The 26,411-nt window shown below is 67.0% G+C and carries 25 protein-coding genes, 1 tRNA gene and 3 pseudogenes; 21 read left to right on the forward strand and 8 right to left on the reverse strand.

Translation table 11 applies throughout. The annotated features are described in order from the left end of the window. The first annotated feature begins 24 nt into the window (after window positions 1–24). Together ACIBG5_RS20095 and ACIBG5_RS20100 are read left to right on the forward strand one after the other, a co-directional pair. Entirely contained in the window at window positions 25–3,114 is a 3,090-nt protein-coding gene (locus tag ACIBG5_RS20095; protein ID WP_396392971.1) for an AAA family ATPase, read from the forward strand. Continuing rightward, a complete protein-coding gene (locus ACIBG5_RS20100; RefSeq protein ID WP_396392972.1) occupies window positions 3,114–4,346 on the forward strand; it encodes an McrC family protein in 1,233 nt (410 codons plus the stop codon). The genes ACIBG5_RS20095 and ACIBG5_RS20100 overlap by 1 nt, the downstream gene beginning before the upstream one ends. A 57-nt stretch (window positions 4,347–4,403) precedes the next feature. On the opposite strand, the pseudogene ACIBG5_RS20105 reads toward ACIBG5_RS20100, so the two are convergent. Together ACIBG5_RS20105 and ACIBG5_RS20110 are read right to left on the reverse strand one after the other, a co-directional pair. Beyond that, window positions 4,404–4,484 (reverse strand): annotated as a pseudogene (locus ACIBG5_RS20105) (DUF779 domain-containing protein); the annotation flags it as partial. 45 nt (window positions 4,485–4,529) lie between these two features. Continuing rightward, window positions 4,530–4,750 (reverse strand): annotated as a pseudogene (locus ACIBG5_RS20110) (aldehyde dehydrogenase family protein); the annotation flags it as partial. 71 nt (window positions 4,751–4,821) lie between these two features. Between ACIBG5_RS20110 and ACIBG5_RS20115 the strand changes: the two are divergent. From ACIBG5_RS20115 to ACIBG5_RS20135, 5 genes are all read left to right on the forward strand, one after another. Further along, entirely contained in the window at window positions 4,822–4,953 is a 132-nt protein-coding gene (locus tag ACIBG5_RS20115; RefSeq protein ID WP_396393020.1) for a hypothetical protein, read from the forward strand. Between the two features lie 103 nt (window positions 4,954–5,056). Further along, window positions 5,057–7,204 carry a (Fe-S)-binding protein gene (locus tag ACIBG5_RS20120; protein WP_396392973.1) on the forward strand — a complete coding sequence of 716 codons (2,148 nt, stop codon included), beginning with the start codon at window positions 5,057–5,059 and terminating at the stop codon, window positions 7,202–7,204. 86 nt (window positions 7,205–7,290) lie between these two features. Continuing rightward, window positions 7,291–8,091, forward strand: a complete 801-nt coding sequence (locus ACIBG5_RS20125) for a hypothetical protein (protein ID WP_396392974.1) — start codon at window positions 7,291–7,293, stop codon at window positions 8,089–8,091. A 120-nt stretch (window positions 8,092–8,211) separates the two neighbouring features. Further along, window positions 8,212–9,795 (forward strand): alkaline phosphatase D family protein, encoded by a 1,584-nt coding sequence (locus ACIBG5_RS20130; protein WP_396392975.1) that lies wholly within the window; start codon window positions 8,212–8,214, stop codon window positions 9,793–9,795. Then, entirely contained in the window at window positions 9,792–10,646 is an 855-nt protein-coding gene (locus ACIBG5_RS20135) for a discoidin domain-containing protein (protein WP_396392976.1), read from the forward strand. The genes ACIBG5_RS20130 and ACIBG5_RS20135 overlap by 4 nt, the downstream gene beginning before the upstream one ends. Here ACIBG5_RS20135 and ACIBG5_RS20140 read toward each other — a convergent pair. Continuing rightward, entirely contained in the window at window positions 10,643–11,437 is a 795-nt protein-coding gene (locus ACIBG5_RS20140; protein ID WP_396392977.1) for an SDR family NAD(P)-dependent oxidoreductase, read from the reverse strand. The two genes, ACIBG5_RS20135 and ACIBG5_RS20140, sit on opposite strands and share 4 nt — an antisense overlap. Before the next feature lie 111 nt (window positions 11,438–11,548). On the opposite strand from ACIBG5_RS20140, the gene ACIBG5_RS20145 reads away from it, so the two are divergent. From ACIBG5_RS20145 to ACIBG5_RS20160, 4 genes are all read left to right on the forward strand, one after another. Further along, window positions 11,549–12,295 carry a hypothetical protein gene (locus tag ACIBG5_RS20145; RefSeq protein ID WP_396392978.1) on the forward strand — a complete coding sequence of 249 codons (747 nt, stop codon included), beginning with the start codon at window positions 11,549–11,551 and terminating at the stop codon, window positions 12,293–12,295. Further along, complete coding sequence (locus tag ACIBG5_RS20150) at window positions 12,292–13,122, forward strand: DUF4097 family beta strand repeat-containing protein (RefSeq protein WP_396392979.1); 831 nt, start codon at window positions 12,292–12,294, stop codon at window positions 13,120–13,122. Before ACIBG5_RS20145 ends, ACIBG5_RS20150 begins: the two co-directional genes overlap by 4 nt. An 88-nt stretch (window positions 13,123–13,210) precedes the next feature. Beyond that, window positions 13,211–13,453, forward strand: a complete 243-nt coding sequence (locus ACIBG5_RS20155; RefSeq protein ID WP_396392980.1) for a hypothetical protein — start codon at window positions 13,211–13,213, stop codon at window positions 13,451–13,453. 138 nt (window positions 13,454–13,591) lie between these two features. Then, window positions 13,592–15,097: a hypothetical protein gene (locus ACIBG5_RS20160; RefSeq protein WP_396392981.1), complete on the forward strand. Its 1,506-nt coding sequence runs from the start codon at window positions 13,592–13,594 to the stop codon at window positions 15,095–15,097. A 49-nt stretch (window positions 15,098–15,146) separates the two neighbouring features. Here ACIBG5_RS20160 and dcd read toward each other — a convergent pair whose 3' ends face one another. Next, window positions 15,147–15,722 (reverse strand): dCTP deaminase, encoded by a 576-nt coding sequence (dcd, locus tag ACIBG5_RS20165; protein ID WP_131512032.1) that lies wholly within the window; start codon window positions 15,720–15,722, stop codon window positions 15,147–15,149. A 173-nt stretch (window positions 15,723–15,895) separates the two neighbouring features. Further along, window positions 15,896–16,339, reverse strand: coding sequence for a MarR family transcriptional regulator (locus ACIBG5_RS20170; RefSeq protein ID WP_360455301.1), 444 nt, complete (start codon window positions 16,337–16,339; stop codon window positions 15,896–15,898). 332 nt (window positions 16,340–16,671) lie between these two features. Between ACIBG5_RS20170 and ACIBG5_RS20175 the strand changes: the two genes are divergently transcribed. Beyond that, window positions 16,672–16,745: transfer RNA gene (locus ACIBG5_RS20175), tRNA-Gly, on the forward strand. Between the two features lie 79 nt (window positions 16,746–16,824). On the opposite strand, the gene ACIBG5_RS20180 is transcribed toward ACIBG5_RS20175, so the two are convergent. The 3 genes from ACIBG5_RS20180 to ACIBG5_RS20190 are packed head-to-tail and all read right to left on the reverse strand — an operon-like array spanning window position 16,825 to window position 18,952. Next, window positions 16,825–17,967 (reverse strand): tyrosine-type recombinase/integrase, encoded by a 1,143-nt coding sequence (locus ACIBG5_RS20180; protein WP_396392982.1) that lies wholly within the window; start codon window positions 17,965–17,967, stop codon window positions 16,825–16,827. Beyond that, window positions 17,967–18,203: an excisionase family DNA-binding protein gene (locus ACIBG5_RS20185; protein ID WP_396392983.1), complete on the reverse strand. Its 237-nt coding sequence runs from the start codon at window positions 18,201–18,203 to the stop codon at window positions 17,967–17,969. The genes ACIBG5_RS20180 and ACIBG5_RS20185 overlap by 1 nt, the downstream gene beginning before the upstream one ends. A gap of 47 nt (window positions 18,204–18,250) precedes the next feature. After that, complete coding sequence (locus ACIBG5_RS20190) at window positions 18,251–18,952, reverse strand: DUF3631 domain-containing protein (protein WP_396393014.1); 702 nt, start codon at window positions 18,950–18,952, stop codon at window positions 18,251–18,253. 208 nt (window positions 18,953–19,160) lie between these two features. On the opposite strand from ACIBG5_RS20190, the pseudogene ACIBG5_RS20195 reads away from it, so the two are divergent. From ACIBG5_RS20195 to ACIBG5_RS20235, 9 genes and pseudogenes are all read left to right on the forward strand, one after another. Further along, window positions 19,161–19,310: pseudogene (locus ACIBG5_RS20195) on the forward strand (helix-turn-helix domain-containing protein); the annotation flags it as partial. Between the two features lie 92 nt (window positions 19,311–19,402). Beyond that, window positions 19,403–19,603, forward strand: a complete 201-nt coding sequence (locus tag ACIBG5_RS20200) for a hypothetical protein (RefSeq protein ID WP_396393021.1) — start codon at window positions 19,403–19,405, stop codon at window positions 19,601–19,603. A 108-nt stretch (window positions 19,604–19,711) separates the two neighbouring features. Next, a complete protein-coding gene (locus tag ACIBG5_RS20205; RefSeq protein ID WP_396392984.1) occupies window positions 19,712–20,356 on the forward strand; it encodes a hypothetical protein in 645 nt (214 codons plus the stop codon). 211 nt (window positions 20,357–20,567) lie between these two features. Continuing rightward, entirely contained in the window at window positions 20,568–20,738 is a 171-nt protein-coding gene (locus ACIBG5_RS20210; protein ID WP_396392985.1) for a hypothetical protein, read from the forward strand. Then, on the forward strand, window positions 20,735–21,052 hold the full coding sequence (locus tag ACIBG5_RS20215) for a hypothetical protein (RefSeq protein WP_396392986.1): 318 nt from the start codon (window positions 20,735–20,737) through the stop codon (window positions 21,050–21,052). Before ACIBG5_RS20210 ends, ACIBG5_RS20215 begins: the two co-directional genes overlap by 4 nt. A gap of 1,217 nt (window positions 21,053–22,269) precedes the next feature. After that, complete coding sequence (locus ACIBG5_RS20220; RefSeq protein WP_396392987.1) at window positions 22,270–23,349, forward strand: hypothetical protein; 1,080 nt, start codon at window positions 22,270–22,272, stop codon at window positions 23,347–23,349. A gap of 141 nt (window positions 23,350–23,490) precedes the next feature. Further along, on the forward strand, window positions 23,491–23,799 hold the full coding sequence (locus tag ACIBG5_RS20225; RefSeq protein ID WP_396392988.1) for a transposase: 309 nt from the start codon (window positions 23,491–23,493) through the stop codon (window positions 23,797–23,799). 133 nt (window positions 23,800–23,932) lie between these two features. Further along, entirely contained in the window at window positions 23,933–25,054 is a 1,122-nt protein-coding gene (locus tag ACIBG5_RS20230) for an IS110 family transposase (RefSeq protein WP_396392989.1), read from the forward strand. Window positions 25,055–25,095: 41 nt separating this feature from the next. Next, window positions 25,096–25,995 carry an IS3 family transposase gene (locus ACIBG5_RS20235; RefSeq protein WP_396392990.1) on the forward strand — a complete coding sequence of 300 codons (900 nt, stop codon included), beginning with the start codon at window positions 25,096–25,098 and terminating at the stop codon, window positions 25,993–25,995. Window positions 25,996–26,411: the final 416 nt, after the last annotated feature.

A 26,411-nucleotide genomic window follows, 5' to 3' on the forward strand; every position in this document is an offset into this window, starting at 1 on the left:
CTCATGGACTTCAACGAGCGGGAAATGAGCACCAACGCAAGCGGCCAGGTCCGCTGGCGCACGGCTGCCAACGCCGCGATGTCCTGGTCCGCTTTTGGCGGATGGCTGACACGGGACGACAACCGGGCCTATTCCCTTACCGACAGCGGGGCGGAGGCGCTCGGTGAACTGTCGCCCGACGAACTGTGGCTCGAGGTCACGCGTCGCTACCACGCGTCCAAACGTGAAGGTGCGGTGCAAGGCGTCGGATGGGAGCCGTTTCTCCGGTGGGCCCGCGAGCTCGTCGCGGACGTCGACCTAGACGCAGAAGAGCGCGACTACAAACTGAAGGCGGCGGAGAAGTGGGCCGCGGCAGGCGCCGCGTGCGCGGCCGGCAGCGCCGACTGGGCGGAGCGGCTCAGACAGGCGGCCGCAGCAGGGAATTTTGTTGATCAGTTCGCCCAGACATGGCTGCGCAACCGCATCCAGGATCACCCCGATGAGGTCCGGGCAGCGTTCGGGCAGCTGCACACGTCCGGCGTGGTCGATGCCATCGACGCCTTCGGGGAGGAGCTCGGCAGCTGGGGCGCGTACGTCAGCCCGGGCGATCGAACGGTCTTCGCGTCGTGCCTGCTGCTCGGGGTCGACCTGACCTCGTTCCCGCCGTACCGACCAGCTCTCGGAACAGGCTGGGCAGCGCGGGTTGGCGAGACTCCCGGAACGTCACCTGGCGAGCGCTATTCGGCGCTGCTGTCGCTGTGCGACGGCGTGCTCGAGAGGTGGGGGGACGAGCATCCTCGGCTCCGGGACCGACTGGATGCCCAAGGCCTCGCTTGGTTGGTCCTGAAGTGGACGCCACCGGATCCCTGGCCGCCGATGAAACGTGCCGAGCTGCAGCACTGGCGCGAGGGCAGCGCTGGCGAGGTTCGCGTCGATCGCGGTGCCGGGGTCAGCCCCATCATGGAGAGTGCGGCCTGGGACGTGTTGTCCGCCGGCCTGCGAGGCGAGACCTCGGCGCTCGTCAGCGGAGTCCGGAGCTGGTCCGTAGAGGCCGCGGAGGAGCTGGCCGACCGCTTGACGAGGGGCGAGGGTGGTCTGCGCTTCTTCGAGCGGCTGGTCCAGCAACTCGAGGGCGCAACTGACGAGGTGCTGTGCCTCGCTGCCGAGTTTCTCTACATCAGGGACGCACCGCTGGACGATATGAGGGCCTCGACCAAAGCCGACCGCATCGGCGCCATCATCGCGTCGATGTCAGGCGCACCCGGATTGCCCGAGCCACTCGTGGCCGCGCTGGACGACGGCCACGCATTCGCCGGCGGACAGGGGTATCACATCAAGGCGCCCGAGCACCTGCAATGGCTCTGCCGGTTCGTGCTCCACTGGCTCGAGCAACCCCCGGAGGTCGTCGACGAGGCGCTGCGGGACCCCTTCGCCTTCCGCGAGGTGACAACCGGCGTACCGGAAGACTCACCATCCATTCGGTACGCCGTCGAGTACCTCGCGTGGCCCGGTCTGTTCCCGTCGATCGTCAGCGCCGACCATCGCCGACGGATCCGTCGCGGCCTGATCGCCGATCTCGGGAAGCCGGGCGGCGACCACGACGACGAGGTCACCCGCGACCTGGTCGCCCTCCGGACGCTGCACGAACGGAAGAACAAGAACTTCCACTCCTGGTACGACCCGCCCTATGTCAACCGGTGGCGGCCCGGTTCGTCCGCCGGACCGCGGGCCTGGCTCATCCGCACAGACACACCGAACGACGTCACCAGGTGGCTCGAGAAGAGTTGTATCGATCTGCGGGACGAAGCCGGGCTCGCGCTGACCCCCGACATGACCGCCAGGGATGTCGCGCGCCTCGTGAGCGACGGCTACGCACACCTCGCGCCGTCCCAGCGCGAAGAGCTGGCCGCGGCCCTTCATTCGTTCCTCGAAGGCGTGCGGCCGCAGGACCTGGTGGTCGCCCTGACGGACGAGCAGCTCATGATCGGCACGGTTGACGAGGCTTCGCCGAACGACGAACCGTCGTCGCCGCTGACCCGCCCAGTTCTCTGGTCTGCGTCGCGGAGACCGCTGGAGACGCTCCCGGCCAAACTTACCGCCGCCCTGGAACAAGAGGGCCACGTCGTTGATCTCACCGCGGTGAGGGATCTGTTGACCGCGCTCCTGGACGACGAAACCGTCAGGCCGGAGCCCCGCGGGCCGCAGGTAGTCGAGCGAGTGCTGCTTCCGGCCGTGTCCCAGGACCTGGCGGACGAGTTGTACATGCCGGTCGCGCCACTCCAGGAGCTCGTCGAGCTACTCAACCGGCGTCGGCAGCTGATCGTCTACGGCCCGCCCGGCACCGGCAAGACCTACGTGGCCAAGAAACTCGCCGAACGGCTTGCAGGGGCTCAGGATCCCAGCAGGGTCCGACTCGTGCAGTTTCATCCTTCTTACGCGTACGAGGACTTCTTCGAGGGGTTCCGACCTGTCGAGGGAGCCGGCAACCAGCCCTTCGCCCTGCGGGACGGACCGCTGAAGCTGATGGCGGCCGAGGCAGCCAAGGTGGAGAACCGGGACAAGGCCTACGTGCTCATCATCGACGAGCTCAACCGCGCGAACCTGCCGAAGGTCTTCGGCGAGCTCTACTTCCTGCTGGAGTACCGCGAGGAGACCGTGCGGCTGCAATACCGGCCCGACAGACCGTTCAGCCTTCCCGACAACATGTTCATCATCGGCACCATGAATACCGCGGACCGCTCGATCGCCCTTGTCGACGCAGCGATCCGGCGCCGGTTCCCGTTCTACGAGATGCACCCGCGACGGGAGCCGGTGAGTGGGGTTCTTGCCGCATTCGCGAAGCGTCAGCAGTTGACCGACGACCGGGTCGAGCTTCTCGCGGAGCTCAATCTGGCGATGGGACAACCCGGCCATGACCTGCACATCGGTCCGTCGTACCTGATGCGGGACGGGCTGGATGCGCCCGGAGCACTGGACCTGGTCTGGCGCTACGACATCCTGCCGCTGCTCCACGAGCACTTCTACGGCAGCAAGTCCCCGGAGGTGATCGACCAGGAGTTCGGGCTCGCGGCGCTGCGGAGACGGATCGCGCAACGCGCCAGGACGGACGGAGCCCCGGACGACGCGGACGCCTGATGAGTTTCAGGTACGAATCGCTCGATGAGCTCGATGCGGACGGCATCGAGGTCCAGCTGGACGCCGCCCAGGCGGTCCTGCTCGAGCGATCAGAGCTCGTCGACGTCCGGCGCGTGGACGTCGGGACGTACCGGCTGTTGCCGAACGGCCGGGTCGGAGCCGTGCGCTTCGATGACCTCCAGATCGAGGTGACTCCGAAACAGAAACTGGGAGTGGCGCATCTGATCTTCCTCCTCGGCTACGCCAAGAATCCGGGCTTCCGGCCGGAGACGGTAACGGCCGAGACGTACGGCGACCTGTGGCCGGCGATGGCCAAGTCACTCATCGCGTCAGTCGAGCAAGCGCTGACGATGGGGCTGCTGCAGGGCTACCGCACCGAGCAGGAGGCTCTGCAGACAGTTCGCGGACGCATCGCCTTCGAGGACCAGCTGCGTCGTCGGCCCGGGTATTTCTTACCGATCGAGGTGCGGTACGACGAGTTCAGCCCCGACATCGCTGAGAACCAGATCCTGCTGGCCGCGATCTACCTGATGCTCGGCGTACCCCGCTTGCAGCCGGAGACTCGACGGCGGCTGCTCCACCTCGCGGCGAGATTCGCGGGGGTGACCCGGCTGTTGCCGGGTAGGCCCGCTCCGTCGTGGCAGCCCTCGCGACTCAACGATCGATACCAGTCCGCCCTGGGCCTGGCAGAGATCCTGCTGCGCCACAGCTCGACTCGGGTATCGGCAGCAGGTGTCGAGATGTCGGCCTTCGTCGTCGTCATGTGGGAGGTCTTCGAAGACTTCGTCACGGTCGCCCTGAAGGAGGCCTTGGCCGGCTACCCCGGCTACCTGGAGAGTCAGCTGGCCGCCTATCTGACTGGCGATGGAGACTGGACCACAGGACGGACCGGAGGCAGCGGCGACTCCCCTGGCGATGTGTTCATGCAGATCGACGTCGTACATCGGGACGAGGCCGGCAACCCCGACGTCGTCTTCGACGCCAAGTACAAACTCGCCTCGAGCGCAGGGACGAATGCTAACCCCGACCACTACCAAATGCTCGCCTACTGCACATCCCTGCAGGTTCCAGTGGCCTGGCTGATCTATGCCGGTGGCGGAAACGACATCCGGCGCAGAATCAAGAACGCAGAGGTCGAGGTCGTCGCGGCGCCGATCAACCTGCGCCAATCGCCACATGAGATCTTGGCGCGTATCCGCCAGATCGCTCTCGCCGCCGTACGCGGGAAATAAAAGAGCGCCGGCCGTCCGGCAACGCCACCGGACGGCCGGGGCCCGGTTAGAGGAGGCCTAGGACTCCTGGTCGGTGAAGAGACGGGAGCGGATCAGGAAGCGGACGCCCTCCGCGGCCTCCACCGAGAAGCCGCCGCCGCGGCCCTAGACCACGTCGACGGTGAGCCGCGTGTGCTTCCAGTTCTTGTAGCCGCCGAACGCCGCGTGCGCCGGGTAGGCGTGGTAGCAGTTCGTCCAGACCCGGCCGGCCTGGATCTCCCGCCCGGCCCGAAGATCTCCTCCTGGAAGATCCGCATCTTGTTGTCGCCCTCGAAGATGGTCGGCTGGATGTAGTACCCGCCGGCCAGGTCGCCGTCGAGCTCCACCTTCGCGCCACCGGTGACGACCTTGGCGCCCTCCGCCCGCGCGGACGCGTCGCCGAGGAACTCGACGCCACCTTCCGCCGGCCGTCCTCGATGCCGAAGATCCCGAGCTGGTGTGGCGCTTCGCCCAGACGCCGACCGGCGCCGAGGACCAGGAGATCTTCGAAACCCTCGACGCCGGTCTCCCGCCGGACGATCCACGGCGCCCGGCCGTCGCCGGCCGGCTGGAACGGCTGGTCGGTTAGAGCCGGCCGGAGCTCTGTATCGGTGAGGGCACAATCACATCTTTGGCGTGACGAGCCCGACACCGACATGACTCGCGGGTAACCAACCAATAACATCGCTGGTATGCAGATCCTCGCCATCGTCGTCTCGCTCGCGGTCACTGCGGTCGGGGTCGCGTTGTTCGGCAAGACGATCGGGCACATGGTGTCCGTCATCAAGCTCGGCCAGCCGGCCGGGCGGACCGACAATCCGGGGCAGCGCACCACCACACTGGTCAAGGAGTCGCTCGGTCATACCCGGATGCTGCAGTGGAGCCACATCGGCGTACTGCACTGGTTCGTCGCGTTCGGCTTCATCGGACTGTTCCTCACCCTGGTGACCGCGTTCGGCCAGTTGTTCGACCCGCACTACGCGCTGCCGGTGATCGGCCACTGGTTCGTCTTCGAGTGGGTCAGCGAGTTCCTCACCTGGACCGGCCTGGTCTCGATCATCGGGCTGATGGCGATCCGGCTGCGCAACCTGCCGAAGGGCGAGAAGGGTCGCTACAGCCGGTTCTTCGGCTCCACCGCCTGGCAGGCGTACTACGTCGAGTACACGATCCTCGGCGTACTGATCTGCATCCTGTTGCTGCGCGGTCTGGAGTACGAGCTGGGCGCGGGCAGCAAGTTCCACTTCCCCAGCACGTTCTTCGTCGGCCAGGCACTCTTCGGCGGACTGAGCGAGTCCGCGTTGGAGAACACGGTCTACCTGGTCGCGATGATCAAGATCCTGATCTCGTTCGCCTGGATGATCACGATCTCGCTGAACGCCACCATGGGGGTCGCCTGGCACCGGTTCACCGCCTGGCCGAACATCTGGTTCAAGCGCAAGGCCGACGGCGGTACGGCGCTCGGCGCCCTGCAGCCGATCATGGTCAACGGCGCGCCGATCGATTTCGAGAACATCGAGGAGCTCGACGAGGACGCGGCCCTCGGTGTCGGCAAGGTCGAGGACTTCACCTGGAAGGGTCTGCTCGACTTCACCACCTGCACGGAGTGCGGCCGGTGCCAGTCGCAGTGCCCGGCCTGGAACACCGAGAAGCCGTTGTCGCCGAAGCTGATCATGATGGGCCTGCGCGAACACGCTTACGCCAAAGCGCCGTACCTGCTGGCGTCGTCCGACGACGAGCGCAAGTCGCTGCCCGAGCTGGTGCTGGCGGAGCAGGACAAGCCGTTGGTCGGTCCCGCTGACGTCGCGGTCATCGACGAGGACGCGCTGTGGGCGTGTACGTCGTGCGGTGCGTGCGTGCAGCAGTGCCCGGTCGACATCGAGCACGTGGACGCGATCATGGACATGCGCCGGTACCAGGTGCTGATCGAGTCGTCGTTCCCGTCCGAGCTCAACGGCCTCTTCAGGGGCCTGGAGAACAAGGGCAACCCGTGGAACATGAACCCGTCCGGCCGGATGGACTGGGCCAAGGGCCTGCCGTTCGAGGTCAAGCAGGTGGGTGCCGACGTCGAGACGCTGGACGAGGTCGAGTACTTGTTCTGGGTCGGCTGCGCGGGCGCGTTCGAGGACCGCGCGAAGAAGACCACGCAGGCGGTCGCCGAGTTGCTGAACATCGCCGGCGTCAGCTTCGCCGTACTGGGCGACGGCGAGACCTGCACCGGTGACCCGGCCCGGCGGTCCGGCAACGAGTTCGTCTTCCAGCAGCTGGCGATGCAGAACGCGGAGGTGTTCAAGGAGACCGGCGCGAAGAAGGTCGTCTCCACCTGCGCGCACTGCTTCAACACGCTGAAGAACGAGTACTCCCAGCTCGGTGTCGAGCTCGACGTCATCCACCACACCCAGCTGCTGAACCGCCTGGTCCGCGAGGGCAAGCTGACCCCGGTCGCGCCCGCCGACAGCACCCTCAACGGCGAGAAGATCACCTACCACGACCCGTGCTATCTCGGCCGCCACAACCAGGTGTACGACGCCCCGCGCGAACTGCTCGACATCATCCCGGGCGCGGAGTACGCCGAGATGCCGCGGAACAAGACCAAGTCGTTCTGCTGCGGCGCCGGCGGTGCCCGGATGTGGATGGAGGAGAAGATCGGCAGCCGGATCAACCTGAACCGGACCACCGAGGCGGTCGGCACGGGCGCGGACAAGATCGCCACCGGCTGCCCGTTCTGCCGGGTGATGCTGTCCGACGGCCTCACCGCCCAGCAGGCCGACGGCACCGCCCGCGAGTCCGTCGAGGTCCAGGACGTCGCCCAACTGCTCCTTGCCTCGGTCAAGCGCGGCTGACTGCAGGTAGCTGCAAATAACTTCCCTCGCAGGTGGTGCGGGCCGTAGGATCCGGTGCTCGCATCACCTGGGGAGGAAGCAGAATCATGAAGTTTCGTGCCGCTGCGGCCACGGTTGCCACGCTGCCACTGGCCCTCGGCCTGGCCGCCTGCGGCAACAACGACAAGCCCGAAGCCGGCCGCGACTGGGGCAAGATGCCCGCCGCGACGCCGACGGCCGCCACCACCGCCGAGTCGCTCAAGCAGGCGCCGGTGGTGCACCTGAACACGGCCAGCTTCCTGCCGGCCATGAAGAAGGGGATGGCGGGAAAGAACTCGGTCCGGACCACCCTGCGCATGGTCGCCGGAGGCCAGACGATGACCGTCACCGGCGTCCAGACGATGAATCCGGTCGCCATGCAACTGGACATGAAGGGCGCCGCGTTCGACGGCAGGATGAAGATGATCCTGGTCAAGGACATCGCGTACCTGTCGACGAGTGACCTGCCCGCGGGCAAGTACGTCAAGGTCGACCCGGACTCGAACGACCCGATGGCGGCGACCCTCGGCTCGATGCTGGACGAACTCGACCCGACCAAGACCTTCGACGCGTTCGACGCCGGCCTCCGGCGGGCGCAGTACATCAAGACCGAGACCCTCGACGGACGCAAGGTCGACCGATACGCCGTCACGGTGGACGTCGCCGCCGCGATGAAGGCTCAGGGCGAGAAGGTCGTAGCCGGAATGCCGAAGAGCCTCGTCTACACGATCTGGATGGGCTCGGCCGACCGCCTGATGTACAAAGTCGTGTTCGAGATGCAGGGCGTCAGCGCGACGATGACGGCCTCGGACTGGGGCAAACCCGTCACCATCAAGGCACCGGCGGCAAAGAACATCGTTCGTCGCTGAGGCCGGATCCGGTCAGATCACATTCGTCGGTGAGAACTTCTCGTAACCTCATGTTATCCAGGTAGAAACTTACCTGTTCCAGAAGTGATCACCGACGGATGATCGGGTGGGCTGGTGCCGATGAGCTTGCGTGTGGGTAGTACTCGACGAACCTTTCTGACCTTGACCGGAGCGGCGGCCGGACTGGCGCTGACCGGCAGTCTTCCCGAGATCGGGAGCGCCATGGCCGGCGCCACCGGCCGCACCGACCGGCGAGATCCGTTCACTCTCGGCATCGCCTCGGGTGATCCGCTGCCGGACGGGGTGGTGATCTGGACCCGGCTCGCGCCGGACCCGCTCGCGCCGTTCGGCGGGATGGATCGCCGCCCGGTCGAGGTCCAGTGGCAGGTCGCGGAGGACGAGCATTTCCGCCGGATCGTGCGTCATGGCACGACCCAGGCGCGACCCGAGGCGAGTCACTCGGTGCACGTCGACGTACGAGGGCTGCGTCCCTGGCGGCACTACTGGTACCGCTTCCGCGTGAACGGACAGTTCAGCCCGGTCGGCCGGACCAAGACCGCACCGCCGGCGGACGCGAACCTGTCCAGCCTGTCGCTGGCCTTCGCGTCCTGCCAGGCGATCTGGGAAGGCTGGTACACCGCGTACGCCGACATGGCCAAGCGGGACCACGACGTGGTGTTCTTCCTCGGCGACTACATCTACGAGTTCGGCATCGACCGGGGCATCCGGCCGGACTCGAACGAGCCCTACATCACGCAGCAGTGCGTGACGCTGGACGAGTACCGCCAGCGGTACGCGGCGTACAAGCTGGACCCGGACCTGCAGCAGGCCCACGCGGTCGCGCCGTGGATCGTCACGCTGGACGACCACGAGGTGGTCGACAACTGGGCCGACGAGGCGCACCCGAGCGCACCGCCCGCGCAGTTCCTGGTACGTCGCGCCAACGCCTTCCGTGCGTACTGGGAACACATGCCGCTCCGGCTCGCGCAGCCGCCGAAGGGCCCGGACATGCAGCTCTACCGGCGGTTCCAGTTCGGCCGGCTCGCGGAGTTCAGCGTGCTCGACACGCGGCAGTACCGCTCGGACCAGGCGTACGGCGACGGCACCAAGGCGCCCGGTCCGGAGACCAAGGACCCGGCCCGCACGATCACCGGTGCCGCGCAGGAGAAGTGGCTGCTCGACGGCTGGACCGCCTCGCGTTCGCGCTGGAACGTGATGGCGCACCAGACCGCGATCGCCCGCCTCGACACCAAGGACGGCCCGGACGTCCTGGTCCCGATGGACACCTGGGACGGCTACGAAGCCTCCCGCGACCGGGTCCTCGGTGGCGCCGCACAACGCAAGGTTCGCAACCTGGTCTCGATCGCCGGCGACCTGCACCGCAGCGTCGCGTCGGACCTCAAGCTCGACTTCACCGATCCGGCGTCCGCAACCGTCGGCGCCGAGTTCGTCGGTACGTCGATCACGTCCGGGATCGACGGCATGGACCTCGACCCAGGCGGCGCGACCCTGCTCAAGGAGAACCCGCACATGAAATACGGGAACTTCCAGCGCGGGTACGTGAGCTGCAGCATCACCCCACAGCGCTGGATCTCCGACTACCGCGTCGTCGACAAGGTCAGCGTCCAGAACGGCGCCGTCAGCACCCGCGCCAAACTCTTCGTCGAGGACGGCCGCCCAGGCATCTCGGAGGTGCAGGCATGAGCATTCGCTGGCAGCCGGCCATCGCCTTCGGAGCCGTGGCGGCGGCAACCCTGATCACGTCCAGCTCGATGCCCCAGGCAACAACCGGTGTACAGGTCAGCACCGATCCGCAGCAGTTGAGCGTGGTCGGCCTGCCCTGCTTTCCCGGCAACCTGACACTGACCATGACCAATACCGGCCGCGAGGATCGCTACGCCGACCTCACCCTGGACCCGTCTGGGCCACTGCAACTGTCCCGGGAACTGTTCTCGTCCTGGCTCCCGGCCGTTGACCCCGACCAGCCGGTGTCCGCACCGGTGGAGGTCCGCGTCCCGCGTGACACCAAGCCCGGCAGCTACACGATCGACCTCGAGGTCGACAAGTCGCGGCTGACCGTCCCGGTCACGGTAAATCCCCTGCCCTCGAAGGACCCCGGCAGCAACGTCGCGCTGGGCGAGCAGGCCGCCGCGTCGTCGACGCACGGCAACTTCACGCTCTGCGGCGCGGTCGACGGCGACAAGGACTCCGAACACTGGGACACCCTGACCGGCTGGAACGACGGCACTCGCGCGGCGTTCCCCGACAACTACGACGTCGCGCTGGCCACGCCGACCACGATCAACCGGGTCGAGCTCTACACGCTCGACTCGGCCAAGTATCCGGCGCTGACCAACGGGTTGCGGGACTGGGACGTCCAGGTCCGCAGCGGCAGCGGTGACTGGCAGACCGTCGCCCAGGTCCGGGGCAACACCGCCGGGCACGTGACGTCGACGTTCGATCCGGTCCAGGCGGACGCCGTACGCATCCTCTGCCTGGACAGCAACGACCACGCCTACTCCCGCATCGTCGAACTCGAGACCTACGGGAGCTAGTGCAGATACGACGCTCCATTGAAATCCAGGACGGAGCCGCTGGACCAGGTGGCCTGCGGGGACGCGAGCCAGTAGATCGCGTCGGCCACCTCCTCGGCGGTGGCGACGCGGTCGAACGGGCTCTGCGCCCGGATCGCGTCGCCGCCGGGACCGGCCAGGAACGACTCGGTCATGTCTGTGGCGATGAATCCGGGCGCAATTGACGTCACGGTGATGTCATGTGGCGCCAGCGATACCGCCAGCGACTGGCCGAGAGCGTGCAGTCCGGCCTTCGCAGCGCCGTACGCGGGCACGTCAGGCTCGCCTCGGTAGGCGCCGCGTGACCCGACGTTGACAATCGCGCCCCGCCGGCCGCCCTCCACGGGCTCCTTGTCCAGCATCTGCCGGGCCACGCACCAGGTCACGTGCGCCGCCCCTTCCAGATTCACCGCGAGAGTACGACGCCAGGCCGCGACCCACTCGTCGTACGGCGTCTCCGCGAGCGGATGCCCGATCCGGCGCGACCCCGCGACCGGCTCGTCGACGAACAACGCCGCGTTGTTCACCAGTACGTCGATCCGGCCGAGCACAGCGGCCGATTCGTCAACCAGGGAAGGGATTGCGGCCGAGTAACCGAGATCCGCGGTGACTACCGCATGGCCGCTGCCGGGGAGCCCGGCACGCACCTCCTCGGCCCGGTCGACCGCACCTCGGCAATGCAGGACGACCCGGTCGCCGGCCCGTGCGAACGCCCGCGCGGCCGCAGCGCCGACACCCCTGGACGCGCCTGTGACGAGTACTCCTCTGGACACTGTTCCTCCCTGTCTCCGACTGGCCCACATTCTGCCCTGGCGCCACAATGACGACGCCATGACATCAGAAGGGGTTGACAGTGACGTCACGATGACGCCATAGTTCATCGCATGGAACTTGACCACTATCTCGAATCGGTCCGGCGGAGCGTGGAGAACGCCACCGCCCTGGCCGACGATCAAACTCGCTCCGTGGCACAGCGCCTCGGGGCCACGCTGGATGACGCGGGCCGCCTGGCCCTCATCTCAGCCCTGTCCGATGCCGCCGGGGAGATCAGCCGCGAGCTGTCCCCCGGTTCGGTCGAGCTCCGGATGGCCGGTGGCCGTCCCGAGTTCGTGGTCACGCCGGCTCCGAGCCAGCTGACCGGACCCGACGAGGCGGACGACGACACCGACGACGACACCGAGACCGAGGCCACCGACCAGGTGACCCTGGACGCCGACGAGCCGACCGCGCGGATCACGCTGCGACTGCCGATGTCGGTGAAGAACAAGGTGGACGAGGCCGCCGCGGCCGAGGGCATCTCCTCGAACGCGTGGCTGATGCGCACCGTGATGACCGAGCTGGGCGACCGGAACCGCCGTGGCAACCGCCCGCCCCGTCCCCCGCGCCCGCCGCGTGGTGTGTTCGGCCCGGAGGGCCCTCTCGGTCCGAACGGGCCGCTCGGACCCGACGGAGTCTTCGGACCGGACGGTGTGTTCGGCCCCGGTGGCCCCTTCGGCGAGGAAGGCGTCTTCGGACCCGAGCGCAGCCGGCGCGGCCGCGACCGCAACCGTGACGACCGTGACCGGGACAAGGAGCGCCGTCGCCGTGGCGGCCACGGCCCGGGCCAGCGGATGACGGGGTGGGCCCAGTGAGCGGCTTCAGCCAGCAACTCGTCGAGGACGCGACCAAGATCGAGAAGCTCCGGATCGAGATCGGCTCCGGCCTGGTCGAGATCGTGCCGGCCGACGGCACCGAGACGATGGTCTCGCTCGAGGTCGACAGCGGCACCGAGGACGACGTGGTCGTCGCGGTCCGCGACGGCGAGCTGATCGTCGAGGGCCCGCGCAACGTCCGCCGCGGACCGGAGATCCAGGTCCGGATCGCCACGCCGGCGACTATGGAAGCCCGGATCAAGACCGGCTCCGGTGACATCAGCTCGCGGGCGCCGCTGGCCACCGCGCGACTGTCGACCGGTTCCGGCGACGTCCGGCTCGACCGGGTCGAGGGTGACCTCGCGGTGAACACCGGCAGCGGCGATGTCCGGGCCGAGTACGTCGCGGGCGCCGTCCGGGGCAGCACCGGCTCCGGCGCGATCACCATCGGCGAGGCCGGCGACGCGGTCGGGCTGAGCACCGGCTCCGGCGACGTCCGGGTCGGCGACGTGGCCGGACCCGCCAGCGTCAAGGTCGGCTCGGGTGACATCACCATCGAACGGATCCGCGACCACTCGGTCGCCACCTCCGGCTCCGGCGACGTCACGGTCGAGATCGCCGACGCGCCGAGCATCCGGGCCGAGACGGCCCGCGGTGACGTCCACATCGGAGTACTCGACGGCGTCCCGACGTACCTGGACCTGAAGACGGTCACCGGACGGATCCGGTGCGATCTGGAGCCGAGCGACAAGCCGGCCGAGGGCGACCGCGCACTGATACTGCGGGCCCGCACTGTCTCCGGCGACATCACCGTCACCAAGGTCTGACACCCATCACCCAGGAGGTCCCGTCGGCAACGGCCCGGCGGGACCTGGGCGAAGCATTGCCGAAAACCATCCAGAGGGGAGCAGGACGATGATCACCGAACACCAAGAGGTAGCCCGCCACCGCGTCAACGAGCAGTTGCGCGCCGCCGAGGTCCGCGCCGAGCGGCACGGACGCAAGGCCACCCGGACCAGCGGACCCCGCTACGAACTGGCCGGCGTACTGCGCCGGATCGCCGACCGCCTGGACCCGCAGCGCCGCCTCGACTCGCAGCGCCGCCTGGCCGAGCCGCAGCCCGGCCACCGCGGTACCGGCCTGTCGGTCGTCCGATGACCGGCTCGCCGATCAACGGCGCGGCGGCCGCACTTTGCAACTTGCTGCAACGTCTGGGTTTGGTGACGGTTCGGACCTGCGGACGCTGCTAGCGTTCACGCCGTCACTCTTGGTTCACAACTGGGGAGAGAAACAACGATGTTGCGTCCGTTGATCACCGCAACCGCTGCGGTCGTACTGCTGGCCGGCTGCAGCGGCGGTGACGACAAGGCATCCGATTCCACCGCGGACGACGGCGGTCAGTCGGCATCGAGTCCGGCAACACCCGAGGTCCCTTCGTTCGACCCACCCAAGGCTTTCTCCCCGGTCGCCGGGCTCGCCGAGCCGCAGGTGCCGGGGGACAACGACTACACGGTCCAGGCCGGCATCGTCGGCCAGACCTCGCTCTACGCGGGAGCCAACGGCATCACCGGCGTCAACGTGACCGGTGCCCACTCCTGGCAGGTCCTGTCCAAGGAAGACACGACCACCACGACCTCCGACTCCAGCAGCCCGATGGCTCTGCAGCTCGACGGCAAGGAAGTCATCGGGGTCGTCTACGTCCAGCGGGTCCAGGGCAGTGGCACGCAGAAGGCCCACGGCCAGGTCCTCTTCCAGTGGATCGATCCGACTGAGGGCAAGGTCATCACCTCGATCCCCGTCGACCTCACGCCGCTCCTCGGCCCCGACAACGGCGGCAAGGACATCGTCAGCCAGACGTACGACGCCGCGACCGGACAGATCGCCGTCGCCGTCTCGGCCGGCTCCGCGGAGAACGCGAAGAAGGCCGGCACCTTCACTGTTTTCGCCGACCCGAAGGCGAAGAAGTCGACGGTGACGCCGTTCTTCGCCGTCGCCGGCCTGCTCGACGGGAAGATGGCCGGCGCCGTCGGCGACGGGCAGGAGGGCGCGACCGACCTGACCATCGCGACCGCCGACGCCACCACCGGCAAGGTCACCAAGAAGACGCCCGTGAAGGCGAACTACCTCCGGCCGGCCGGCTTCGGCGCCAAGCGTGCGTACCTGTCCGGCTCGGTGTACGTCCCGGCCCCGCCCGGCAAGCTGGACGGCTACTACGCGTCGAGCGTGTACTCCGTCGACATCGCCGGCGGCACCTTCACCACGCTGACGTCGACGCTGAAGGACGACATGAGCTCGGTCTCCTACGAGTGCCGGGGTGACCAGAAGAACTCGGTCGTCTGCAGCGGCTCGCGCCAACTGGAGTCGGTCGAGATCATCGGCTTCGACGACAGCACCGGCAAGAAGGTCTGGGGCTACACGAACGAGTCGGCCAGTCGCGTCGTACCGAGTGTCACCACCGTCTTCCACGGCGTGGTGTACGCCCAAGCCGAGAAGGACGCCGTACTGATGGACGCCGCCACCGGTCAGGACATCGCCTCGCCGACCCCGACGCCCGGCGACGGCGGGACGCCCTCCGACGGTGCAACGCCGTCGGCCAACGGGACGCCGTCGGAGTCGACACCCACGGAGAGCTCGTCGTCCTCGGACAACATCGGCGGCTTCGGCGACACCACCTTGCTGTACGGCGAGCCGAAGTCGCCCAGCATGGTCTCGACGTACGGAAGCGTTTACCTGCTCGAGCCGGGCGACAAGGCCCCGATGTCGACCGAGACGGTGCTGGTCGTCCAGAAGGCGATCGGCTGACTCCAGCGGACCGGGAGGCCCCGACCAGCTGGTCGGGGCCTTCGTCTGTCTAGACGTCGGTGCGGTGGAAGTTCTGGTACGACCGCGACGGCGTCGGGCCGCGCTGGCCCTGATAGCGGGAGCCGTACTTCGCCGAGCCGTACGGGTGCTCGGCCGGGGACGACAGCCGGAAGAAGCACAACTGGCCGATCTTCATCCCGGGCCAGAGCTTGATCGGCAGTGTCGCCACGTTCGACAGCTCCAGCGTCACGTGCCCGGAGAAGCCCGGGTCGATGAACCCGGCGGTGGAGTGGGTGAGCAGCCCGAGCCGGCCCAGCGAGGACTTGCCCTCCAGCCGCGCCGCCACGTCGTCGGGCAGCGTCACCAGCTCGTACGTCGATCCCAGCACGAACTCACCGGGATGCAGGATGAAGGGCTCCTCGCCGTCGGGTTCGACCAGCCGGGTCAGGTCGGGCTGTTCCTCGGCGGGGTCGATGTGCGGGTACCTGTGGTTCTCGAACACCCGGAAGAACCGGTCCAGCCGCACGTCGACACTCGACGGCTGCACCATCGCAGCATCGAACGGATCCAGCTGGACCCGCTTCGCGTCGAGCTCGGCCAAGATGTCACGGTCGGAGAGCAGCACGACAGGAACTTAGCAGCGTGCTGCGTCTCCGCCCAGTTCTGCCGGCCCGTTCGGGTGCCTGGTGGCGGATCGTCCGGAGCCCTCAGCTCCCCGGCGTGACCTCACCACCAGACCGTCCCAGCGATGGTTCCGGCACCGTTGCGGCGCACCGAAACCCGGGCCTCAGGCAACGATCAGTCGGCCAGCTTGTTGAACTTCGACACCTGGGTGGCGAAGGTCTTCACCTGCGCCGGCGACCAGTCCTTCAGCAGATCCTCGATCACCTTGTGCCGCTTCTTCCGGGCCGCCGTCAGCTTCCGCTTACCGGCCGCGGTCAGGGTCAGCAGAGTCGCCCGCGCGTCCGACTTGTCGGCGGCCCGCTTCAGCAGGCCCTCCTCCTCCAGTCGTGCGCAGGCCCGGCTGACCGGGCCCTTGTCCACCTCGAGCGCCGCTACCAGGTCGGCCATCCGCACCGGCGCCAACTCCTCGACGTGGTTCAGCAACGCGTACTGCGCCGGCTCCAGGTCCGGGTGCGCCTCGTCGGACAGCTTCCGCTGCAGGCTGCGCAGCCGCCGCGCCAACGTGACGAGCTCGTTCTCCAGGTTCTCCAGCGCGTCACTCGTGTCTGTTGCCACCATTCACCCCTTCATCCAGTTGCCCCGCAACCATCTTGTCCGGTCCCGAGGACCGTGTCCTCACGTTGCGTCAAATGTTGCCCCCGGCAACGCGTTCTAATCTGCCAGAAGATGACCGAACTGCCCAGTCCTGAGCGTGCCCTTTGTGGAAAACTCCCCAAGAACCCCTGGCGCAAACCGCCCGCACGCGTCTTTTCGATGCACCGGGCATCGTCTTCGTCCCGTTCGGTTGACCCGGCAGCAACCAGCGGGTCAGCCGCGCCGGACCCGGCGTGCCCGCGGTCCGCCCGATCGGCTATGCTCTTCTCCGCCTGCTGGTCCCACCACCAGGCAGTGCGGGTGTAGTTCAATGGCAGAACATCAGCTTCCCAAGCTGACAGTGCGGGTTCGATTCCCGTCACCCGCTCCAGATCAAAACCCCAGGTCAAAGGCAAGTTTCTGACCTGGGGTTTCGTCATCTCAGAGACCAGCTACCGCCGTCGTGCCCGTTACGTGCCCGATGCCACCGCGAGACCGTCGTCCGGGTCGTCCCGCAAACCTTCCGCGACAAGTTCTGACATTCCCCGAGCGACGCCCCGGTGTCGTTCGTCATTCGTGTGCAGGTAGATAAGTGCTGCCCGACTGCTGGCGTGACCCATGCGCTCCATCAGCTCTCGCAACGTCGCGCCGGACTCGGCTGCCCAGGTGTTGCCGGTGTGCCGCAGGTCGTGGAAGTGCACGCGGCCAGTCAGACCGGCTCCCTTGAGTCCCTTCCTCCAGTTCCGCTGGAACGTTGACCTGCGCAACTGTGCGCCCTTCGCTCCGGTGAAAACGAACGCTTCAGGCGTTCGTTTCACGTAGATGTCGAATTGCACCCGCAGGTCCTGCATGACGACCTCCGGGAGGTACACCGTCCGTCGTCCGGCAGGTGTCTTCGGTGGACTGATCTGCAATTCGCCGGTCGGCAGCTCGACGGCCGCCTGCCGAATCCTCAGCACTCCGCTGACCAGATCGACGTGTCGCCTTTGCAGCGCGGCCAGCTCACCCCAACGCAGACTGCCCAGCGCGGCCACCAGAATCAGTGCGCGGAACCTCGGGTGCATCGCATCTGCCAACTTGTAGACCTCGCCAACGGTCAGCACCGGCCGTTCCGGACTGCGCTCCACAGCAGCTCCCTTGATGTAGCACGGGTTGGTTCTGATGAGTCGGTCTTCGACTGCGGTCGAGAGAATCGACCGCAGCAGCCGGTACGCCTTGGCGGCAGGAACTGGCCCAAGGCCGCCGTCCAGTAGTGATTGCCGCCAGCCCCGCAGCATCGGCGCGGAGAGCTCACGAAGCGGCTTCGTGCCCAGTGCCGGCGCAATGTGGTTCCGCAGCAGACCGCCGTACAGAACGAGCGTCTTCGACCGGAGTCCGGGCCGCTCGCGGATCCACTTCTGCGCGTAGTCCCCCAGCGGGATCTCACCTGCATCCGGATCGATCCACTCGTTCTGAGCCAGCTCGGCTTCCTTCAGCGTCAGCCACCGAGCAGCCTCCGTCTTGCTCGCGAATGTGTTCGGAGCGGGCCGGTCGATTCCATCCGGGCCGGGGTACCGCGCCTGGAACCGGCCGGACGGCAGCTTGCGGACACGTCCAAATCGTCTCTTCGTCATCAGGCGGCGGTCCTTTCGCGAGCGACACGAATGGGCTCGACGGTGTTCTGTTCGATCAACTCGCGAATCGCAGACTCAGGGATGCGCACCATCCGGCCGATGCGCAGGAACCGGATCCGGCGCTCGGAGATGAAGCGGCGGGGAAACCGGACTCCGCTGCTGTTGAAGGTGCCGAGCATGACCGCTGCCTCTTGCACGTCGAGCAGCCGGTCACTGTCACTCGTCGGGGTGGTCAACGTCGTTCTCCTCGGGGGTGTTGGAGCTGTCAGTTGGTCGCGTCTCCCTATGCGCAGTCGGCTCGGTCGTTGTCCTCAGCAAGGGCCGGAACAGCCCTCGGGACCCAAGGCGTACCAGCCGTACCAGCCTCGTTTTCGCTGGTCAGGGGCGAGGAGGCTTGGGTGGTTGGTACGGCTTGAGCCGTACCAGTGGTGGAAGCCTCATCGGGTCTGACCTGGGATGTTGAGGCTGGTACGGCTGGTACGGCTTCCCCAGCGGCCGGTTTTGGCTCGGGGCAGTAGCGGTTCCATGCGTCGGCGAAATCGCTGCGGTGGTAGCCCTTGGCCTGGCCGGTCGGGAACCGGATGGTGTCGCTGCGGATCTCGAAGTCGCGCAGCAGGTTGCCCATGCGCATGGCGGTGAGTCCGGTCGCGCCCATCGTCGCCCAGGGCGCTTCGGCGTCGCTGCGGAGCCGGTCCAGCAGGATCTGTGTGGGCAGTGCGTCGGCGTCCTGGAACGCGGTCCGGCAGTCGGCCAGCAGCCGAGTGGGGATGGAACCTTCGTCGCCCGCGTCGCGGTCGCTGGTGAGCGCTACGGCGGCCTTCCGGGCGGCGCGTGGCCAGTTGCCGCCTGCCAGGTCGGCAATGGCGATCATCGGTTCCCAGGTGTCGGCTGCGCGGTCTTCCAACGGCATGTCCGGCGTGGCGTTCCGCAGGTGCTTGACGTGGCCGGTGAGCCATTGGTTGAGGCGCTGGCGCAGTTCGTCCAGCTCGGGACCGTCCCGGCCGACGCGGTACGGCGCGACCTTCTCGCCGGGCGCGGCGACGCATGCGGCAGGACGCCGGCGGCACCATCCTCGCCGTCCCGATCCTCCCGGCTCAGAGTGGTGCCATCACCGTTAAGTGCCGTCGTGCGGAATTCCGCCTGGTGGTAGCCCGCAGTTAGTCGTAGTCGATCATGGGGAGATGCTGGGGAACATGGCCGAAACGTCGGCGACTGGTGCAAGGATCGCCCTACTCCGTAAGCATCGCCAGTTGACGCAACACGGGCTCGCCTCGATGGCGAACGTCTCCTACAGCCTCCTGACGAAGGTCGAGAGCGGCAGCCGTCCCGCTAGTGAGGGATTCGTGGCGCGTGCGCGCGAGCGCTCGGTGTCGAAATCTCTGTCCTGCTTGTCGACTCGGGCCCTGAGACTCCACAGGACCAGAGGTTGGGCAAGATGCTCGGGCGGGTACGCACGCAGCTCGACTTGTACGACCTGGACCCGGACGAGACCATCACCCCGCGGCCTCTGCACGTTCTGCGCGAAGCGGTGCGAGGTGCCAACATCGTCGGCCAGGCCGCCCGGTACGAATCGATGGCACCGGTTCTGCCCGGCCTGTACGCCGAGTTGCACACTGCCGCGAACACCTGGACCTGAACCGATCGAGCCGATGCCTGGGGCTTGCTGGCCGAGGCGTACCGCTGCGCACACACGGTGGGCATAGCAGCCGGCTATCCGGACCTCTCTCTGATAGCTCTCAACCGCATGGACTGGGCCGCTCTACAGGCAGGCGATCGGGCACCGGCTCTCCGTGCGGCTCGCGAGTACCTGCGCATCACGGCGTACCTGCGCCGTCATGACTACGAGACCGGCTGGCACCTCAACAACGCCGGCCGAGCCCACCCCGAGGGGACCGACCCGAAGACGCCTGGAGCCCTGATCGCCTCGGGGCAGTTGAACCTTGGTGCGGCTGTCCTGTCGGCACGCACGGGCGACGCGTCCGCAGTCCGTGACTACCTCAATGAGGCCGAGCGTTACGCCGACCAGACGGGCGAAGACCTCGAAACCTTCTGGTTCGGCTTCGGCCCGACCAACGTCGCCGTCCGCCGAGTCATCACAATGATCGAGCTCGGCGACTACTCCCACACCATCCACTTCGGCGAGTTCATCCATTTCCCCCGCGGATGGCTCCCGACCCGGATCGGACACCACCACTTCGACCTGGCCCGCGCCTACCAGCGCCTGAATCTGCCCGAGCAGTCACTTCGCCATCTGCAGATCGCCCGTCAGGTCGCACCAGGCCAAGCCCGCCGGCACCCGCTGGTCCGCGGAGTCGTGCTGGACCTCCTCCAGACCTCACGGCACCCGTCCGAATCGCTTACCCGGTACGCCGCCAGGATCGGCCTCTGACAGGCCACGGAGACTTTCACAAGCTGTGAAAGTTGCCGCCTTTACACGTAGCCACGATTGATCACGTAGCGCACTGAAGCCGCTACCGAAGCTCACGCTTCGCCCTCAACAAACGGGTGCAGATCATGCTTACGGCGTTCGCGACCCTCCTTCTTGCCAGTGCCGTCCTGGACGGAGCCCTCCTCACGTTTCTGATGCGGAGTAGAGGCCAATGAGCGCGCCGGCCACTGAGCAGTCGCCATGCCGGGTCTGTGTCTGGTTCGGCGAGCACCTGGTGATTGACCACATCTCCGAACCGGCGTTCGTGGACCGCTTCGAGGACGCCATGCGCCGCCGGTTCGCCAGCCTCCACGTCACCAGCGAGGAGGCAACCGACCAATGACCGACAAACCGGCCGCCGTCGCCTACGCCAACGCAAGTCTCCTCATGACTCACTCGGAGCTAGAGCGAGTCCGGATGGACGTGAGCCGGTTCGCGAGCGAGTGGGGCTATGCACTGGCCTGCGTTCACGTCGAGGAACCGGCGACAAGCCCCGACGCCTTCAACGGTCTCGTGCAGCAAGTCACCGCGCTCGACATCACCACGGTCCTGGTTCCGAGCCTCCACCACTTCGCCGGCATCGGCAGCCCAGTCGAAGTGAAGAACCGACTCGAACACCTCATCGGCGGCCGAGTCATCCCCACCACCTCCCCCTGACAGGCGAGGCCGGCGTGCTGACCCCCGCATCCGCGCCGGTCGCCCCCACCACCCCGCGCCCTTGCCCAGGATCCTCTACACACCTCTGGGCAAGGGCGCGGCCATTCCCACACCCGAACGAACGGACAGGCGATGCCGAAAACAACCGGCCATCGCGACAGATCTGCCCCACCTGCAAGGGCAAGTCGTTCACTGTCGTACAGAAACCCGCATCAAGAACGGCAAGGTAGTCACCGAGCCCGAACACGAGCCCTGCGCCGCATGCGGGGGTACAGGATGGACGAACAGTTAACCCGCAGACCATCTCCGCCAGCTCGACTCAGCGTCCGACTCGGGCGGGCGTCGTCGTGCGGGTCTGTCTATCACTCTGACTGACGGGCAAGTGGACCTGCCTGTCTCGACGGCAAGCAGGCTGGGGGTCAGGCGTGGTCAGCGTGTCTTCCGCGAGTTAGCGACGGCGAGGCGTCACCCTTACAGGTGTGCCCGATCGCCGGGCACCGTCGCGTCATATTTGGCTGCGGCGCTGGCAACCTCGTGTTGGAGGACCGTGTCAGAGAAAAACCGCAAGCCGCCTGGTAAGAAACGGCGGCACAGAAAGCGGCGGAGGCCGCTGGGTAGGACGCTGGAGGCCCGCATCCATGTGATGTTGGAGTTGCGTACCCGGGTCAAGCTTTGGCCGGCAAGTTCCCGGGTACACGCCGTACTCCACCTCACGTCGCTCGCGTACCTGTTCTTCCAGCTGAAGAACCACTAGGCGCTTGAGGCTGCAGGCCATCTGTTTACTTGGTCTGCAGCCTCAAGCGTATACCTGCTTAGCGTCCACAGGCAGTAAAGGCAGAGGGCGTGTCATCACACCTGTACCAGCGGGAAACCATACGAGGCCGCTCAGGCTCAGTCATTTCTTGACCGGCGGGCATCAGTCGCCGGAGGACACGACGCCGACAGTTGTGTGATCCGCCAACAGATCCGCGACACATTTCCGTCAGATGATGCGCGACAGGCTAGACGTCTGGCGACCAACCGAGGACGGCCGACCAACGCACGGAACTGCCGAGATCAGTCAGGGGCGCGTTAGTCCTCGAACTCCCAGTTACCAAGGCGGTGATGCGTTCGCCTACTTGATCCCACGACTCCACCCACTGTGACGCACGCAGCCAGATCAGCGTTCGCGAGTCCGCGCGGCTCGGCCCGATAGCGAGTAGGGCGAGTAGGGCAGGATGATTCGGGTGCACCTTGTTGAGCTAACTTCCGCCGAGATTCCTCCGCTGCGTGAGGCCATGGGAGACGTCCAGGCCGCCGTCGCAACGTATTACGCCGAGACTGCTCGCGGCGGGGACCTCGGCATCGCCGTCCGTGGGTTCCTGGCGAGTGCGCAGGTGGTCAACGACTTGCTCACGAACCAGGCGACAGACGCCGCGGCCTACAAAGCTCTGTTCGTGCAAAGGACTGCGCCCTCACCGGCCGCGCTGGCGGTGATCGATGCCGTCAAGTACGCGCGCAACGTCGCCCAGCACGTTCTACACATCGTGCGTCCGAGCGACGACACCGTTCTGATTGGCGGTCAGCTCGGTCTCCGGATCTACGCGGTATGGGACAAGGTGCCGCAGGCCGCGCATGACCGACTGACCAACAGGCGCACCCAGGCCTTGAAAGCGTGCTACGACTCAGTACTCCTCGGCAGGGAGGTCGTCGGGACGATGATGGACACTCTGCGCTTCTACCAGGCCGTCAACCCTGCCATCGTCCATCGAGATACCCGGGGCGAATGGACCGGGTTCCCGCTCATGAGCCAGCAGGGCGTGATCGACCCCTTGCACCCCGAGGAGCCAGCCGAGCTTGAGGCCGCCTGGAACTGGCTGGACGGTCGGATTCCCAACGGTGACGCGCGAGTAGTGTGCGGCCAAGTCACGTTTGCAGGCGTCCGCTACCTCTGCGGATTCACCTTCATCGGCCGCCACTCCTTCACGCCGTTCGCTGAGACGGTACGACAGGTCGAGCGTGACCTCGCATCGGGAGCGCCGTACCTTCACGGAGATGTGTGGGCCAACGTCGACGAGGTTACGCGGCTGTTCCCGCACGCCCAGGGGGCAGTCTTGTTTAGCCGTAACGAACTCAACTCCTGGGCTTCGCCGATCACCGAGTTGGAACGTGGAGCTGACTGGTGCCTGCGGGACGACACCGAGGTCTGGCTTGGTGTAGTTCGCACCGAGCAGCTCAATGCGGGCTTCCCGCTGCCGGTGGCCTATGGAGTCCGAAGAGCGCGCCGGTTGAACGCGTGCGTTCCGCCGAGCGTCTAATGCACCCGACCCTCGTCCGGATCAGCCGCAATCCGCGCTTCGGCTGTCGCACATCACCTGGCGGACGACCGTTGCACTGGGCCCGACCCGTTTTGACGGACATCCGAGATCAGGAGCTTGTGCTCCGGAAGGATGTTCATCATGGAGTCCATGGGCAAGAAGAAGCCGCGGTCTCGTCGTTCGTTCACGCGTGAGTTCAAGGCGGAGATCGTGGAGCTGTGTCAGCGCGGTGACCGCGCGGTGGGGCAGGTCGCGAAGGACTTCGATCTGACCGAGACCGCGGTGCGGGAGTGGTTGAAGCAGGCCGAGCGCGATGCCGGCACCGGCGACGGTGGGTTGACCACGAGCGAGCGAGAAGAGCTCAACCAGTTACGGCGGGAGGCTCGGCGGCTCCGCGAGGATGTCGAGATCCTCAAGCGGGCCACGGCTTTCTTCGCGTCAATGCCATGATCGTTGGGCCCGGCGGGGTTCGCTCGTTTCTTCGCTGCCTCGCAGGTCGATGGCTTGTCCTCGATGTGCGGCTCTGCCGGGCGCCCAGGGCGCGTGGGGATGTGGCTTGATAGGAGCCTGCCATCGTGCTCGATTGAGGCGTGCCCGCCTCGCGCGATCCTGGGGATCCTTCCTGTTCTCGACATTTTGGAGTTCCTTCGGCATGGTCATGATCGGTACCGATTCCCACAAGCGGACCCACACTGTGGTCGCGGTCGACGACGTCGGTCGGCGCCTGGGCGTGAAGACCGTCCGCACCAACGGCGAGGGCCATTTGGAGTTGGTCCGCTGGTCGGCCCAGTTCGACGACGTCGCCTTCGCGCTGGAGGATTGCCGTCATCTGACCCGCCGCCTGGAGGCAGACCTGCTCGCGGCCGGCTGCCGGGTCGTGCGGGTTCCGACCAAGCTGATGGCCGGCGCCCGCCGCTCGGCCAGGCAGCCGGGCAAGTCGGACCCGATTGACGCCGAGGCGGTCGCGGTGGCTGCGCTGCGCCATCCGGACCTTCCGGTCGCTGCGCTGGATGGTCCGGCGCGGGAGGTGAAGTTGCTGTCGGACCACCGCCATGACCTGGTTGTCCAGCGCACTCGGATCGCCTCGCAGATCCGCTGGTACCTGCACGAACTCGACCCCGACCTGGTCATTCCTTCCCGTGGTCTCAAGCGCCACGGTGTCGTCGCCGAGCTGCTAGTGGAGTTGGACCGATTCGACGGTGTGGTCGCGCGCTTGGCCCGCAACCTGCTGAGCCGGTGCGACGAGCTGAACCACCAGATCAACCCGCTCGAGGCCGAACTGCGCAAGCTGGTCCGTGCCATCGCCCCAAGCCTGCTGGACATCCCGGGATGCGGGGTGCTCTCGGCCGCGGTGATCATCGGCGAAACCGCAGGCGTGCAACGGTTCCGCGACAAGGACGCGTTCGCCCGCTTCACCGGCACCGCGCCCGTCCCGGTCTGGTCTGGCGCCAGCAAGGGCAAGGTCCGGCTCAACCGCGGCGGCAACCGGGCGATGAACTGTGCCCTGCACATGATCGCGGTCACCCAGGCCCGCGGCATCGGCCCTGGCCGGGACTACCTCGCCAAGCAGGCAGCCCGCGGCAAGGACAAGACAGCCGCCCTGCGGCTGCTGCGCCGCCGGCTGTCCGACGCCGTCTTCACCGCCCTGCGCACCGACCAGCAACACGGCACTCAGACCATCTCTCCGGTGGCCATCGCGGCCTGACCAGCCAGAGCCGCTTGACATAGGAGCATCAAGGAGACCCGGTGAACTGCTACCCGTTCATCGAGGCGGAGAAGCAGGGTGACCACAGCGTGAAGCGGGCGTGTGAGTTGCTGCAGGTCTCCCGTTCCGCCTACTACGCCGACCGCACCGGCGGCCCCTCGGTGCGCGAGCAGCGCGACGCCGAACTGACCGGCAAGATCGTCGAGATCCACGACGACTCCCGCCTGACCTACGGCTCGCCGCGGATCCACCACGAACTCCGAGCCCAAGGCGAGCGGTGCTCCCGCAAACGGGTCGCCCGGCTGATGCGGGCCGCCGGCCGATACGGGCGAACCCCACGAAGATGGAAGAAGACGACCATCGCCGACCCGACCGCCGAACAACGCCCGGACCTGATCGGCCGCGACTTCGGCATCGACCTCGACCAGCCCGCGGCGCTGGACACCCGCTGGTGCGGCGACATCACCTACATCCACACCTGGCAAGGCTGGCTCTACCTGGCCACCGTGATCGACCTCGCATCTCGCCGGGTCGTCGGCTGGGCGACAGCCGACCACCTGCGGACCGATCTGGTCGCCGAGGCTCTGTCCGACGCGGTGAACCGGCGCCGTCCCGCGGCCGGCGTGGTCTTTCACTCCGACCGCGGCTGCCAATACACATCGAGCCAGTACGCCAACCTGGCAAGGGATCTGGGCGTGACACTGTCGGTCGGACGCAGGGGCCAGTGCTGGGACAACGCCGTGGCCGAGTCCTTCTTCGCCACCGTCAAGACCGAGCTCATCCACCGCCACACCTGGCCGACCCACCAGGCCGCGACCAGCGCGCTCTTCGACTACATCGAAGGCTGGTACAACACCCGCCGACGCCACTCCACCCTCGGCTACCACAGCCCAACGCAGTACGAATCCACCACCATGGTCACGGCCGAGCAGATAGCCTGACCACCTCACATCAACCCTGTCCGTCGAGACGGGTCAAGCCCACACATCACCCGACGGAGGACACGACGCCGACAGTTGTACTTGCCGGGTTGACCTCTTGAGAATCAAGGCGCGGCGCAAGCGGCGCGCAGCGCGGCCCGGGCTTACGACCTCCGGCCGACGCCCTCCACCGCGCGCACCATCTGCGGGCGACCGATCCTGAACCGCTCAAACCCACCAAACAGGTCGCCACTGGCGGCGTCAGCGAAGGCCAGCGGGTTGGCCCCGTCCTCCTGGTCGCTCGATTGTCCGGTCAGACCGACGCGCCTCAAGAGCGCCGTCGGCGTCCCTACGGGATCGGCAAGCCGACTCTTGACCCACGACGCTCTGCCCTCGGGTTGCAGCTATCAGACCTCCGATGTGGCTAGGAGGCAATC

This window comes from Kribbella sp. NPDC050241 (assembly GCF_044459685.1).
Taxonomy (GTDB): Bacteria; Actinomycetota; Actinomycetes; order Propionibacteriales; family Kribbellaceae; genus Kribbella.